Source organism: Pantoea sp. X-Soil-TKNS-1211 (genome assembly GCF_059730495.1).
This window is the reverse complement of record NZ_AP035956.1, coordinates 307,387-320,322: the sequence shown is the minus strand read 5'-3', so window position 1 is coordinate 320,322 and position 12,936 is coordinate 307,387. Positions and strand designations below refer to the sequence as shown.

At 50.8% G+C, this 12,936-nt stretch carries 16 protein-coding genes and 1 pseudogene; 15 read left to right on the top strand and 2 right to left on the bottom strand.

Features of this window, described 5'->3' with window-relative positions:
- Nucleotides 1-130: 130 nt before the first annotated feature.
- The 13 genes and pseudogenes from AC6I8W_RS26315 to AC6I8W_RS26255 all read left to right on the top strand — a co-directional run.
- Entirely contained in the window at nucleotides 131-574 is a 444-nt protein-coding gene (locus AC6I8W_RS26315; protein WP_497839202.1) for a cyclophilin-like fold protein, read from the top strand.
- Nucleotides 575-953: 379 nt separating this feature from the next.
- Nucleotides 954-2,261, top strand: a complete 1,308-nt coding sequence (locus tag AC6I8W_RS26310) for an MFS transporter (protein WP_497839201.1) — start codon at nucleotides 954-956, stop codon at nucleotides 2,259-2,261.
- Nucleotides 2,262-2,274: 13 nt separating this feature from the next.
- Nucleotides 2,275-2,787 (top strand): MOSC domain-containing protein, encoded by a 513-nt coding sequence (locus tag AC6I8W_RS26305; protein ID WP_497839200.1) that lies wholly within the window; start codon nucleotides 2,275-2,277, stop codon nucleotides 2,785-2,787.
- Nucleotides 2,788-3,738, top strand: a complete 951-nt coding sequence (locus tag AC6I8W_RS26300) for a PDR/VanB family oxidoreductase (protein WP_497839199.1) — start codon at nucleotides 2,788-2,790, stop codon at nucleotides 3,736-3,738.
- Between the two features lie 17 nt (nucleotides 3,739-3,755).
- A complete protein-coding gene (locus AC6I8W_RS26295) occupies nucleotides 3,756-4,430 on the top strand; it encodes a helix-turn-helix domain-containing protein (RefSeq protein WP_497839198.1) in 675 nt (224 codons plus the stop codon).
- 233 nt (nucleotides 4,431-4,663) lie between these two features.
- The gene (locus AC6I8W_RS26290; RefSeq protein WP_013508023.1) at nucleotides 4,664-4,873 is read left to right on the top strand and encodes a YdgH/BhsA/McbA-like domain containing protein; all 210 of its coding nucleotides are present in this window, start codon (nucleotides 4,664-4,666) and stop codon (nucleotides 4,871-4,873) included.
- A gap of 123 nt (nucleotides 4,874-4,996) precedes the next feature.
- Nucleotides 4,997-5,212, top strand: a complete 216-nt coding sequence (locus AC6I8W_RS26285) for a YdgH/BhsA/McbA-like domain containing protein (RefSeq protein WP_013508022.1) — start codon at nucleotides 4,997-4,999, stop codon at nucleotides 5,210-5,212.
- A gap of 181 nt (nucleotides 5,213-5,393) precedes the next feature.
- On the top strand, nucleotides 5,394-6,071 hold the full coding sequence (locus AC6I8W_RS26280; RefSeq protein ID WP_497839197.1) for a GntR family transcriptional regulator: 678 nt from the start codon (nucleotides 5,394-5,396) through the stop codon (nucleotides 6,069-6,071).
- Between the two features lie 238 nt (nucleotides 6,072-6,309).
- A complete protein-coding gene (locus AC6I8W_RS26275; protein ID WP_497839196.1) occupies nucleotides 6,310-7,218 on the top strand; it encodes a transporter substrate-binding domain-containing protein in 909 nt (302 codons plus the stop codon).
- 23 nt (nucleotides 7,219-7,241) lie between these two features.
- Nucleotides 7,242-7,973, top strand: a complete 732-nt coding sequence (locus AC6I8W_RS26270) for an amino acid ABC transporter permease (protein ID WP_497839195.1) — start codon at nucleotides 7,242-7,244, stop codon at nucleotides 7,971-7,973.
- Between the two features lie 3 nt (nucleotides 7,974-7,976).
- Complete coding sequence (locus AC6I8W_RS26265; RefSeq protein ID WP_497839194.1) at nucleotides 7,977-8,669, top strand: amino acid ABC transporter permease; 693 nt, start codon at nucleotides 7,977-7,979, stop codon at nucleotides 8,667-8,669.
- Between the two features lie 29 nt (nucleotides 8,670-8,698).
- Nucleotides 8,699-9,940: a glycine hydroxymethyltransferase gene (locus AC6I8W_RS26260; RefSeq protein WP_497839193.1), complete on the top strand. Its 1,242-nt coding sequence runs from the start codon at nucleotides 8,699-8,701 to the stop codon at nucleotides 9,938-9,940.
- Nucleotides 9,941-9,955: 15 nt separating this feature from the next.
- Nucleotides 9,956-10,303, top strand: a pseudogene (locus AC6I8W_RS26255) (hypothetical protein); the annotation flags it as partial.
- 147 nt (nucleotides 10,304-10,450) lie between these two features.
- Here AC6I8W_RS26255 and AC6I8W_RS26250 read toward each other — a convergent pair.
- Nucleotides 10,451-11,185, bottom strand: a complete 735-nt coding sequence (locus tag AC6I8W_RS26250; protein WP_497839192.1) for an AraC family transcriptional regulator — start codon at nucleotides 11,183-11,185, stop codon at nucleotides 10,451-10,453.
- A gap of 107 nt (nucleotides 11,186-11,292) precedes the next feature.
- Here AC6I8W_RS26250 and AC6I8W_RS26245 point away from each other — a divergent pair, with 107 nt between their 5' ends.
- A complete protein-coding gene (locus AC6I8W_RS26245) occupies nucleotides 11,293-11,685 on the top strand; it encodes a nuclear transport factor 2 family protein (protein ID WP_497839191.1) in 393 nt (130 codons plus the stop codon).
- A gap of 143 nt (nucleotides 11,686-11,828) precedes the next feature.
- Entirely contained in the window at nucleotides 11,829-12,332 is a 504-nt protein-coding gene (locus tag AC6I8W_RS26240) for a DUF2569 family protein (protein ID WP_497839190.1), read from the top strand.
- Between the two features lie 77 nt (nucleotides 12,333-12,409).
- On the opposite strand, the gene AC6I8W_RS26235 is transcribed toward AC6I8W_RS26240, so the two are convergent.
- On the bottom strand, nucleotides 12,410-12,892 hold the full coding sequence (locus tag AC6I8W_RS26235; RefSeq protein WP_497839189.1) for a glutathione peroxidase: 483 nt from the start codon (nucleotides 12,890-12,892) through the stop codon (nucleotides 12,410-12,412).
- Nucleotides 12,893-12,936: the final 44 nt, after the last annotated feature.

Genomic DNA, 12,936 nt, shown 5'->3' with positions numbered 1-12,936 from the left:
GGGACAAGCTTATTTCATTCTTTAATAAAGACCTGAACAGTACCCGATAAGCCGTCATACCCTTCCCGGACGACATCTCATTACGCAGGTGTCGTTTTCCTGAATATGAAAAGATATAACTGGAGGTTTTATGTTTAAACCCACTTTACTCGCTCTGGCTTCCATTGGTGCTGCTTCATTTTCTGCGATGGCTGCTGTCTCAACTGATATAAAAGTAAAAATTACTGCTGGCGACCATACAATGATCGCCACGTTTTATGATAACGCCACGACCCGTGCGCTGATTTCCAGATTCCCGCTGACTTTGCCTATGGAGGATTTGTATAACCGTGAAATGTGTTATCGATTCTCTGACGCGCTGCCAGCCAGTGAAATGCAGACAAGCGGGTATGAGGTAGGCGACATCGTATACTGGGCTCCTCGCCATAGCTTTGTGATCATGTACGGGCAAAACGGTGAGCGTATCAGCAACCTGCAGAAAATTGGACACATTCATTCCGGCGCAGGAATATTCAAACATACAGGTAATGTCAGTGTAAGATTTGAGCTGGACGATGATCACGTACCACAGTGATACCCAGGTATCACTGCTATGGATAGGGCGCGTTCGCGCCTTAAGCCCGTTTAAAGGAAAATTTGCATATCGGTAGATACCAAAGGGGTCTACGCATGCCGGTTCGACATCCAGATTGACCCTGATCGTGAGGTATATGAGCTGGAAGTCCTGGTCAGTCACTGCACGAATCTAGAGCAAATGTTAGCCGCACTGGTGCAACTCAATATCATTATATAATTGATTATATAACGATTTTCATCATCCTCTGAAGTTTCTAACTCTTAAAAAGCAAAACAATCAATTAGTTGAAAAATTATCACCTCTTGGCAAAAACCTGGCACAACTCTAGCTTTGCAAATAGTGTAAAAAATTATCCTATATGCAAAATGAGGCTGTTATGGTTAATATTATGACGTCCGCCGAGCCTGAGGCTTTGTTCAGTCCGCAAATGAAACGCGTGCTGTATGCCAGCGTGATTGGTTCGATCATTGAGTGGTATGACTTTGTGATTTATGGAACGGCCGCGGCGTTGGTCTTCAATCATCTTTTCTTCCCCGCCGTCGATCCTGCAATTGGTGTCATTTTGTCGTTAGGAACCTACGCGGTGGGTTACTTTTCCCGCCCGCTGGGTGGTGTGATCTTTGGTCATTTTGGTGACAGGTTTGGCAGGAAAGCGATGCTCACGTTAACGTTGCTGATCATGGGGTTAGGCACTTTTTTAATTGGTTGTCTGCCGACCTATCAACAGATTGGCCTGTGGGCACCGTTGCTATTGATAACCCTACGCTTTATCCAGGGGTTGGGAATTGGGGGAGAATGGGGTGGTTCGGTCGCTTTGGCGGTTGAACATGCACCAAAGCATCGACGCGGACTGATCGGCAGCTTAATCCAATTGGGATACCCGCTAGGTGTTCTGCTTTCAACCGGGGCATTCGCATTGATAACCCTGCTACCACAGGAGAGTTTCCTTAGCTGGGGTTGGCGAATTCCTTTTCTGATCAGCATCGTTTTGGTCCTTGTCGGTGCGCTCATTCGATTATATGTCAATGAAAGCCCAATATTTCAGGAGGCTCAGCACGTTGAAAAAGCGCCTTCCATCCCGTTCATTGAGGTTCTTCGCCACCATAAGCACACTTTTTTCACGGCGATTGGATTGAAACTGTCTGAAATCGCCTGGGTCGTGACCATCACTGTCTTTGGTGTCAGTTATGTGACCCAGCACCTCGGTTTACCGAAAACGGTGATCCTGAACGGCCTGATCTGCGCGGCGGCACTGGAACTCATCACGATTCCGCTTGCGGGCTATTTATCTGACCGCTTCGGACGAAAACCGCTATTTTTTGCCGGTTGTCTGTTTGCCATCTTCGCCGCCTTTCCTTTGTTCATGCTGTTTGATACCCGCGACCCGACCATTATTGCTGTGACGGTAGCCATCGCCGTCAGCCTGGGACAGGGCATTATGTTTGGCCCGGAAGCAGCCTGGATGTGCGAACTGTTTCCTACCCACCTGCGTTATACCGGTGCCTCGATGGGCATGCAGATCGGTGGTGCGCTGGGCGGGGGTGTCGTGCCAGTGGCGGCAGCCGCGCTCCTGGTATGGGCCAACGGTGCGACCTGGGCCGTGTCGGTCATGCTGATTGTTATTGCCTGCTTAACCTTGGTAGCGACCTGGTATGCAAGAGAAACCTCAAAAACAGAGTTATAGGGGGAGCAACAGAATGAGTTCTATTGAAAATATAACGCCAGTTACACAATCAGACTTCACTGGCAAGGTTGAGTTTCTGCATTTATGCCCGCGAGCTTTTCTGCCGATGCGTTCAGTGCCATCGCTGCTCCTGATTGAAGGGCAGGGGATTGAGGGTGATCGCTACTGTCTCAGTGGTGGATTCTATTCACATAAGCCTGAAGAAGGGCGGCAGGTCACCCTGTTTGAGATTGAGACGCTGGAGGCATTGAAGCGTGACCACGGCATTGATTTCGCGCCGGAGGAACATAGACGAAATATTACCGTGCGGGGTGTTCCTCTTAACCATCTGGTTGGACGGCAATTTTGGGTGGGAGGGATCCTGCTTGAAGCCACGCGTTTATCTACTCCCTGTAAACATCTGGAGGAAATAACCGGTAAGCCGGTGTTCGATCCTTTAATTAACCGCTCTGGGCTGAACTGCAAAATCATTAAGGGTGGACGCGTTCATGTTAATGACATCATCAGAGCGCACCGGGTCGGATAAATGAAAGCAATAACCTATGTGACTACTGTCGTCACCCAGCTGGAAATGACAGGGGATGACGTGCTGCTGGTGACGCTAGCCGATCCCGATCGCTGGGAATTACCTGCCTTTGAAGCGGGTGCCCATTTAGTTCTCTTCCTGGGCAATGGCATGAGGCGAGCCTACTCCCTGTGTAGCGATCCTGATGACCGGTATCATTACCAGATAGCCGTGAAACGCGAAATGAACAGCCGTGGCGGTTCTGAGTGGATCCATCATCACCTGGGTATTGGGGATATGGTGGGTGTTTCTTTGCCACGCAGCACCATGAAACTCCACCAGGACAAGAAAAAGCATCTGTTAATTGCCGGAGGTATTGGCATCACCCCGATGCTGGCGTTCATTTATCAGTTAGAAAGACGCTGTCTGGATTACGAGCTGCATTATTTTTATCGGGGAAATCCGCCGTTATACAAAGAAGTGCATCGAGCGATGAACAATGGTCGTCTTTTTCTGTATCCCTCGACGGGAAAAGATGGCGTAAAGAAATCCGTCGCAGAAATTATTCCTGCCTGGAGCGAGGATATCTGTCTTTATTGCTGTGGTCCTGAGCGGATGATGCTTGCCTACAATCAGGCGGGAGAAGGGTGGGCAGAAGCACAGTTGCAGCAGGAACATTTCTCTGGTGTGACTATCGATGATGCGTTATTGCCACCGTTCACCATCGAACTTCGTCGCAGTGGCAAAATGGTGGCTGTTGCCGGAGGGCAAACACCCCTTCAGGCTCTCCTTGATGCTGGCGTTGATATCGATCACTCCTGTGAAGGCGGTATATGCGGGGCTTGCAGCGTGAACTGGTGTGACGGCAAACCTGTGCATCGGGATAAAGTGTTGTCCGCAGAGGAAAGAAAGAGCAAGTTAATTCTGTGTGTGGCGGGATGTGACAGTGAAAAGCTGGTGCTCGATTTATAGCTCCAAATGACCCGATTATGGTCGCCTCTGCATCATCGCTAAGCTATAGTGGCTCGTCTGATAATCCAGACGAGCTTTTATCCGGTGAGGCTCAGGCGCAACATAGAGAACTTATGAACAGTCGTTCTGAAGAGAGTACCCGACAGACCATTTCTTTCCAGCTAAAGCAGAAACGTAAAGAGCTGAATCTATCATTACAGGCGCTATCCGAACTTTCAGGCGTCAGTGTTTCGATGATTTCCCGCACGGAAAGGGGGGAAGTCACGCCATCCACCACCGTACTTTCGCGACTGGTCAATGCACTTGGCTTAAGTTTTGCCGGGCTGATGGGATCGCAATCATCTGATGATATTGTTGTCATCCGTTCAGGAGAACAGCCTGTCCTGGAAGATAAACAAAACCGTTTCACCCGCACCTGCCTGTCACCGATTCTGCCTGGACGTGGGATCGATGTGGTCAAAGTAAATCTCGGTGCTTATTCTGGCTCCGGTGAATTGGTTGCGCACAACTTACCCGTTGAAGAGTACATCTATGTGCTTGCCGGAAGTGTTGAAGTCACGGTGGGTGAAACCATCAGTCTTCTTCATGTCGGTGATTCAATGTATTACGCCGCAAAAGTTCGGCATGGATTTTACAACCCGGCAGATACCGACTGTGAATTTCTGTTGGTTATTGATGGCAAGCTTGGATAACTTTTCCAGAACCCAATAGCGGTCATTTGCTTGCCTGTTTGCAGACCGCCTTTTGATGTCAGCCTGCAAAAGGTGCGGATCATACCGGTCTGATTTACTGGTTAACCTTCATTCAATTTTTTTGAACTCTTTAAGCAAATCCCTCAGCTTTTCCTCAGCAGTCTTCAGGTCTATTCTCTCTCACATCGAGGCACAACGCCTCACCGACTAAACAAACTTCTGAGGAAATGACCATGAAATCTATCAAAACTTTCGTTGCAGTTGCCGCCCTGTCACTGGTTTCTTTCGGTAGCTTCGCACAAAGCATCACCGCTTCCGCTTCAACCCTCGATGGCGCAGAAGCCAAAATCGCGGCTCAGGCCAAACAGGCAGGTGCCTCTTACAAAATCACCGGCGCACGCGTAGACAACGGTGCTTACCTGTCAGCTGAACTGACTAAATAAGGTAATAATTAGCACGATCACAGTTATCGCACTAATTATCAATCATGAAATGATAACTATGGTTATTATTACTTTCATCGAAGGCAAACAGCCTTCCAACCAGACAAATTAAGGATTAAGACCATGAAAACTATCAAAGCACTGTCAATCGCCGCTGTCGCCGCTCTTTCTCTGATGTCAGCAGCCAGTTTCGCGCAGAGCATCTCTGTGACCTCTTCAACCCTGGACGGCGCAGAAGCGAAAATCGCCGCGCAGGCAGCTCAGCAGGGTGCACAGTACAAAATCACCGAAGCGAACACCAATAACCGTGTTCACATGACCGCAGAACTGTACAAATAACGGATGGTCGTACAGGGAAGTGCCGGAAGAGGTCGCCGCAAGGCGGCCTTTTTCGTTTTGCAGGTCAGACAGACTAAAGCGCCAGATAGTTGAAGATAAATGACCCGTTACATTATGCTGGCAAGATTGTCAGCGCACCCGACTCAGGGCCGCATAACCTCTATTTTAAGAAAAGGTCCTTATGAACAAAGGAATGCTTATTTCACGCACCACCCTGCACAGTGAAATAGCAGATGCTATCCGGGAGATGATCGTCAGTGGTGAACTGGAACCGGGTGACAGAATACCGGAAAGGGATCTCTGTGAACGGTTCGGGATTTCCCGCACGCCGTTGCGGGAAGCGCTCAAAGTATTGGCGACTGAGGGCATGCTGGTCCTACTCCCGCAACGTGGTGCACGCGTTGCGACGCTGACCGATGAAGAGCTGAGTGAACTGTTTCCCATCATTGCCAGCCTGGAAGGGCTGGCCTGTGAATTAGCTTGCGGACAGATAACGGACGAAGAAATGGCGCATATCGAACAGCTGCATGCTGATATGCTGCAAACTTACCAACAGCAGGACAAACTGGAATACGCCCGATTGAATCGGGAAATCCATCTCGCCATATTCGCTGCCGCACGTAATCAATCATTGTTGACCCTCTACCGCAATCTGGAACAACGCATTCGTAATATTCGCCACACCGTGCGTCAGTTGCCTGATGATTGGCGGCTGGCGGTGCAGGAACATGAGGAAATCATGGTCTGCCTGCGCGCTCGCGAATCCGCTCGTCTGGCGCAAACTATGCGTCTGCACGTGATGAATACCGCTAACGCGGTGCGCAATGCCGTGAACGCCAGCCAATCCATTTCTGACTAAAGCTAACGGCGGGATGCCTCGCCGTTATCGCATTTCTGCTCCTTCTCCTGACTGTGCCGCATGAGCACCATGCTGTCTTTGGCAATATGAATTCATTATACATTATTAATTTTCGTTGACGAAAACTTCACCAACGATTCATTCTGAGCTCCAACGCTTACGTCATCTGTTCCCGTCAGCACGTGGGAACAGCCACATTCACGTTTGATTGCAGCATTTGTCCTGGCATGGAGAAATCATGAAACCCTATCTGCCCTTGTTAACCGTTTTCACCCTGGGAATGTTCGCTTTGCCGGTCGCAGGCGAGGAGCTTAACGGAACACTGAAGAAGATTGCCGATAGCGGAGAGATTTCCGTCGGGCATCGGGATGGCGCTGTACCTTTTTCCTATTACGATGACAAACAGCAGCCTATTGGTTACGCGATGGATATCTGTGGTGCCGTGGTGGATGCGGTCAAAACCAGGCTGAACAAGCCAGACCTCAAGGTCGATACGATGGCGGTGACCGGGGCGACGCGTATCCCGTTGCTGGCTAACGGCACTATCGACATGGAATGTGGCACCACAACTAACAACGCCGAACGGCAAAAGCAGGTCACTTTCTCCACCACGTATTTCGTTGCCGCCGTGCGCATCATGTCCAAAAAATCCGCGCCGGTGTCTGACATGGCCGAACTGAAAGGAAAAGCGGTAGTGACGCTGGCTGGCACCACCAGCGTCAAGATCATCAACGACGCTAACAATGCCCAGCATCTGGGGATGCGCATTCTATTGGCTAAAGATCTGGCTGAGGGCATGTTGACGCTGGAAACGGGCCGCGCCGCCGCGTTTATTTTCGACGATGTCTCCCTGGCGGGCGCACGCGCCACGGCCAAATCGCCGGATGACTACCAGATCTCTGATCAGCCGTTATCGGTAGAACCTTATGGCATCATGTTGCGCCGCGACGATCCGCACTTCAAAGCGCTGGTGAACGCCGCGATTGCGGGTCTGTACAAAAGCGGCGCTATCAACGCCATCTATGACAAATGGTTTACCCAGCCCATTGCACCGATGAATGTAAACATGAACTTCCCTATGTCGGCACAGCTGAAAAAAGCCATCGCTAACCCGACCGACGATCCGAATCCCGAGCTGTATCGTTAAGCCGCGAGACCCAGGAAAAACACATGAACTACCACTGGAACTGGGCGGCTTTTTTTGATGTGTCACTGGACGGTGCACATAGCTGGTGGGAAACGCTGATCATGGGGCTGGGGTGGACCGCTGCCACGGCGGTGGGTGCTTTCGCCATTGCGTTGCTGCTTGGTTCGTTGGCTGGCGTCCTGCGCAACCTGCCGTCACGAGGACTGAACGGCATTGGCAGTGCCTTCGTCGAAGTGTTTCGTAACATTCCGCTGCTGATGCAGATGTTTCTGTGGTACTTCGTGTTGCCGGAAGCATTGCCAACGGCGTGTGGGGACTGGCTCAAGCAACTGCCTGATGCCCAGTTCTACACTGCTGTCTTATGTCTCGGCTGCTATCACGGGGCGCGCATGGCGGAAGTGGTGCGTGCAGGGTTGGAAAGTCTGTCTAAGGGGCAGCGTATGGCCGGACAGGCGTTGGGACTGACGCTGCCCCAGACCTATCGCTATGTACTGCTGCCGGTGGCATATCGCATCGTGACACCCGCCATCACCTCAGAATTCCTCAGCTGTACCAAAAATACCTCAGTGGCACTGGCAATCGGCCTGATAGAACTGACCGGCAGCGCCCGAGCCATGCAGGAAAACACATTTCAGGTCTTCGAGGCGTTTAGCGTCGCAACGGTACTGTATCTGCTGCTCAATATGACGATCGTTTTCACGATGCGTGGCGTAGAAAAGCGGGTGGCACTGCCGGGCTACGGGAAAAAAGGATAGGTTATGCTGTCAGGATTTGACATTCAAAGCATCATCGGTGCGCTGCCCTATCTGTTTATGACAGGCATGCGCTTCACTCTCAGCCTGACCCTTTGTGCCACGGCGATCGGCATCGTTTTCGGTACGGTTCTGGCGGTCATGCGGCTGTGCCGTTTCCCGTTGCTGGCTATGCTGGCAACCAGTTACGTTAACCTGATGCGTTCGCTGCCGCTGGTGTTGGTCATTTTCTGGTTCTACTTTCTGGTGCCTTACATGCTTCAGTGGCTTACCGGTTCCTCGTTTCCGGTACGGGTAGATCCGTTCTGGTCATCGGTGATTACCTTTACCTTGTTTGAAGCCTGCTATTTCTGCGAGATCGTTCGCTCAGGGATCCAGTCGTTGCCGCGTGGTCAGAGTAGTGCCGCGCTGGCACTGGGCCTGACTCCTGCACAATCCTTGCTTTACGTGATCCTGCCGCAAGCGATGCGCAACATGCTGCCGCTGTTCCTGACCCAAACCATTATTCTTTTTCAGGACACGTCCCTGGTTTACGTACTGTCGATCACTGATTTCCTCGGCGCTGCCGCAAAAATCGCCCAGCGCGATGGCCGCCTGCTGGAGATGTATCTGTTTGCGGCGGCGGTGTATTTCCTGATTTCTTACGGCGCCTCGCGCGGTGTGCGCTTTCTGCAAAAGCGCATCTCCATCGTGCGCTAACGCGACATTTTAACCTGACGGATGTTCTGATGACTGTACCCCATACCGATGATTACACTTTGAACGTGAACGATTCAGACTTGCTGTTGCGCGAGTCGGCGGTGCGGACGGAGGCATTGCTAAACGGCCGTATTGTGCTCTACGCGGGGGCTAACTTGCCAAGCCCGGCAGCGATGGCCGCCTATGCGCCGGGGTTAAGTGCTTATCCGGCGATGGGACCCGCGTTTAACAAGGAACAGCCAGATACCGGGCTGGTTTCAGCGCTGGAAGTAGCAGTGGAGCGAGAAATCAACGGGTTGCTCGGCTCAACATGGGCAGAAACGCGACTGCCTAATTGTACAACCGCAAATCTGGCGGTGTTCCATGCTTTCAGCCAGCCAGGAGATTTACTGTTGGCACCGGATGCGGCTCATGGCGGCCATCTGAGTCAGCGCCGTGACGGTACACCGGCGCTGGCTGGCCTGCGTGTAGAAGCGCTGCCGTTCGACGCGCCAAACTGTTGCCTCGACGCGGCAGCGGCGGCTGAACAGGTACGTCGACTCCGGCCCGCGATGGTGATGTTGGGACGTTCTGTCATGATCAAGCCTGACGATGTGGAACCGGTGGTGGAGGCGGCACGTGAGGTGGGTGCCATCACGGTATTCGATGCTTCCCATGTGCTGGGCCTGATTATGGGTGGCGTATTTCCTAATCCACTGGCGTTGGGTGTTGATATTTTGACCAGCTCTACCTACAAAACGTTACCGGGGCGGCCGCATAGCATCATTGCCGGGCGCGATGTTTCGCAGGGAAGGCGTTTGGCACAGCTTATCGGCCAGCGATTTATTGCTAACGCCGACGCGGGCTGCCTGCCGTCATTGCTGGTCACGTTACAGGAAGCGCGTCAGGAAGGTGCGAGTTATGCTCAGCAGATCTGTCGCAATACGACAGCCATGGCTGAGGCATTGATGGGCCTGGGGGTTATGGTGACGGTGGCGGCACCGGAGCAAACCACCCACCAGTTGCTGATCCCCATGAGCGATGCCATGCCAGCCAGCGCGGTGATCGACCATCTGGCAAAGCAGGGCGTGTTGGTCGGCACCTGCAACGACCCTCAAGTTCCGGGCGGATTTTCTCTGCGGGTGGGCACCCAGTTTATGACCCGACAGGGATGTGACGAGCAGGATTTCCAGGCATTCGCTACCCGTTTGGCGGAGTTATTGGTGCGCGGTCAGGATGGGCGTATGGCTTGCTTTTGTGAATACGAGGTAGTTGTGAAGGCTGGTGTATGAGTATCAGTCTCAGAAATACAGAAGGGAGAGCTAAAGCTCTCCCTTCGCTCGACAACCATTACAGCGTACCTGGCTGCTGATTATTCGCTGGCGAAACAGGCTTACTATCACCTGTCCCTCACCGGAGAGGTTGATAACCCGGATCTGCGCATTGCCGAAGACATTAACTTTTTCGTCGATAAGACCATCAGCCTGGTGGTGTCATTCCTGATCACCAGTGCTCAGTTGTTCTCGCTTGTCTGGATTCTGTGGAAGCTGTCGGGCGTTCAGACCTTCACCCTGCTTGGACAGGAATGGGTGATTAGAGGCTACCTGGTCTGGGTCACGGTGCTTTACACCCTGGTGGATAGCCTGGTGACTCATCAGACCGACATCGACGAGCATTTTGGTCAGCATCTCGATCTTGATAGCGTGGCGACAGGTAAATAATCCTGAGTAACGCCAGGTGGCATGCAGCCACCTGGCGAGCCGCTTAAGAAGCGGGAAGACCCATCGAAGAAAAGATGAACGCTACAGCGATAATTTCTGCGTTTGCATCTGACCCGGGGTCATTCCGAAACGATCACGGAAAACGTCGATGTATGCGCTGGTGGTGTTGTAACCACTTAGTGCCGCAACCTCACCGACTGGCACACCTGCCAGAACCCACTGAAGTGACACGGTAACTTTTGCCTGCTGACGCCATTGGCTGAAGCTCAGTCCTGTTTGCTCACGAAACAGGCGGCTCAGGGAGCGAACACTGAGTCCCCATTTTTCAGCGAGTTGTAACTGGCTCATGGCACTATCGGGATGTGCCAGAAGCTCATCAGTAATATTCCGCGCCCGGCGATCAGTGGGGAGCCGTAATTTCAGTGGCAGCTTTGTCGCCCGCTCAATCTCAACCCACAATACTTTGAGAAGGCTTGCCTGGTAATCAGTAGACACATGCGGTTTACAACTCAGGTGTAGACGTTCCAGCAGTGCATGGACGAAAGAATCCATGGCAAATATCCCTGGCGTTGATGCGTACATCTGGGTGGTGGGTTGTTCCACATAGAGGCTTTTTCCCTTCAAGCGACCAGGGACATGAGCTTTGTGCCGAATCCCCGCCGGAAACCATCCCAGAGAACCGGGAGTGACTGTCCATTGCGATGTCTCCATTTCAACGATCATGACGCCACTCTCCAGCCAGTAGAGTTGTCCGGATGCATGTTCATGCCATGGCGTCGCATGGTGCTTTTCATAGTCAAAGATTGCAGCGTGCATATTAATGGCCAGTTATCCGTATTCATTGTCCTGATACGGATATTATACAGCTCGAAAGTTCCTGTAATCTGCGACAACTGAACTGTGTAGATGCGGTAAGAAAGCTTATGAAAAGACAATCACACATCGTGATTAATGCCTTGCAAGAAATTGTGTGCGACCCTGTGCATGATGAGAAAACAATCTCCTTCTATTTCGCGTCCTCCTATCAACAGCAGGTTGATGGTAAACATCTGGATTATCCTGGGTTCGTGAAGCATATGGCGTTACTCAAAACGCTGACGACGCGGATGGATATTGTGCTATTGAGCGTTGTTTCAGAGGGGGATACCGTATTTACTCACCATCGTGTGAAGGTGGTAAAATCTGACAGAACCAAAAGCGAAATAGAAGTGATGGCACGGTTTACCCTGGAGTCGGACCGGATTATTCGTTGTGAGGAGTTAACGCGTTTAGTGAGCGGAGATAAGCAAGATCATGATCTGGGTAGCCGAAGTTAATGCCGATACTGTGAACATTTAACCTAAACACAAATTTATTCAGAAATTATCAGTAGCGTATAATTTACGATGCATTTAGTTGCACCTGCGAAAGTGATCGTATAATCTAATGATAAATAATAAAATATTTATAAGGTCCATACATGGAATGGGGATGTACAAAGTGTGGGGTTGAGATACCTCAGGACAGAGAGTTTTGCGATAAATGTGAAGAGAAACATTTCAGAAAAATTGGCGGTTTTCTATTTTTACCCCTCATCGGATTAGTGGTCACAGCTGCTTCTTATCTGTTTGTAATGACAGGTGTGTTTAAAGTCTTGGCTGAAAATTATTATCAACTAAATGGAAATGCAAAAACATTCTTCATCCTTTCTCTTGCTATTTATCTTGCAGAGTTTTTATTTTCAGTTACAGTCCTTTCATTTTTCTTAAAAAAGAAAAGAGTTCTGCCTAAGCTTTATATTTTGTTTTTAATATCCGTTGTGGCGACAATGTCATTGAATGTCTACCTGTTGCACACGCTAATCCCGGGAGCCAAAATTGGATACGATGAACTTGTTCCTGTGTTTAGAAATGTAATATCGGCACTTATATGGATTCCATATTTTATTACATCAGTTCGGGTAAAAAGAACTTTTACCCGGTAGTAATCCGTACTGGCGGCTTCACATTAATGAGTTTGTCGAAAACGCGCTAAAAGGAATGGTCCAAATTACAGGAACAATTAGATTTTAAGCGCAGCAAGGATTGCGGATTCCATTTTCTCTGGGGTAGAGAACGGAGCAAAACGCTTGAGTGGTTTGCCGTCACGTCCGATCAGAAACTTAGTGAAGTTCCATTTGATTCGCCCGCCCAACACACCGGGCAATTCATCTTTCAGATAACGAAACACCGGATGCGTTGCTGCGCCGTTGACCTCCACTTTCTCGAACATCGGGAAGCTCACACCGTAGTTGATGTAACAGGTCTGCGCGATTTCGTCGACACCGCCGGGTTCCTGCTTACCAAACTGGTTGCAGGGGAAACCAAGGACTATCAGCCCCTGCGCAGCGTACTTCCTGTAGAGCGCCTCAAGTCCCGCGTATTGTGGCGTGAAACCACAATGGCTGGCGGTATTAACCACCAGAACCAGCTTGCCAGCGTAGTCGGCCATAGAGATGATCTGGCCACGCAGGCTGGTGGCACTAAGTTGATGAAAGGTAGCCATGTCGGAATCCTTAGAGCAGAACCAGTTCGCTGTTGACATTGCCA

Bases quoted from the DNA above. Each gene is read 5' to 3' on its own strand.
- AC6I8W_RS26315 (WP_497839202.1), top strand. From the start codon at position 131: ATGTTTAAACCCACTTTACTCGCTCTGGCTTCCATTGGTGCTGCTTCA.
- AC6I8W_RS26310 (WP_497839201.1), top strand. From the start codon at position 954: ATGGTTAATATTATGACGTCCGCCGAGCCTGAGGCTTTGTTCAGTCCG.
- AC6I8W_RS26305 (WP_497839200.1), top strand. From the start codon at position 2,275: ATGAGTTCTATTGAAAATATAACGCCAGTTACACAATCAGACTTCACT.
- AC6I8W_RS26300 (WP_497839199.1), top strand. From the start codon at position 2,788: ATGAAAGCAATAACCTATGTGACTACTGTCGTCACCCAGCTGGAAATG.
- AC6I8W_RS26295 (WP_497839198.1), top strand. From the start codon at position 3,756: ATGGTCGCCTCTGCATCATCGCTAAGCTATAGTGGCTCGTCTGATAAT.
- AC6I8W_RS26290 (WP_013508023.1), top strand. From the start codon at position 4,664: ATGAAATCTATCAAAACTTTCGTTGCAGTTGCCGCCCTGTCACTGGTT.
- AC6I8W_RS26285 (WP_013508022.1), top strand. From the start codon at position 4,997: ATGAAAACTATCAAAGCACTGTCAATCGCCGCTGTCGCCGCTCTTTCT.
- AC6I8W_RS26280 (WP_497839197.1), top strand. From the start codon at position 5,394: ATGAACAAAGGAATGCTTATTTCACGCACCACCCTGCACAGTGAAATA.
- AC6I8W_RS26275 (WP_497839196.1), top strand. From the start codon at position 6,310: ATGAAACCCTATCTGCCCTTGTTAACCGTTTTCACCCTGGGAATGTTC.
- AC6I8W_RS26270 (WP_497839195.1), top strand. From the start codon at position 7,242: ATGAACTACCACTGGAACTGGGCGGCTTTTTTTGATGTGTCACTGGAC.
- AC6I8W_RS26265 (WP_497839194.1), top strand. From the start codon at position 7,977: ATGCTGTCAGGATTTGACATTCAAAGCATCATCGGTGCGCTGCCCTAT.
- AC6I8W_RS26260 (WP_497839193.1), top strand. From the start codon at position 8,699: ATGACTGTACCCCATACCGATGATTACACTTTGAACGTGAACGATTCA.
- AC6I8W_RS26250 (WP_497839192.1), bottom strand. From the start codon at position 11,185: ATGCACGCTGCAATCTTTGACTATGAAAAGCACCATGCGACGCCATGG.
- AC6I8W_RS26245 (WP_497839191.1), top strand. From the start codon at position 11,293: ATGAAAAGACAATCACACATCGTGATTAATGCCTTGCAAGAAATTGTG.
- AC6I8W_RS26240 (WP_497839190.1), top strand. From the start codon at position 11,829: ATGGAATGGGGATGTACAAAGTGTGGGGTTGAGATACCTCAGGACAGA.
- AC6I8W_RS26235 (WP_497839189.1), bottom strand. From the start codon at position 12,892: ATGGCTACCTTTCATCAACTTAGTGCCACCAGCCTGCGTGGCCAGATC.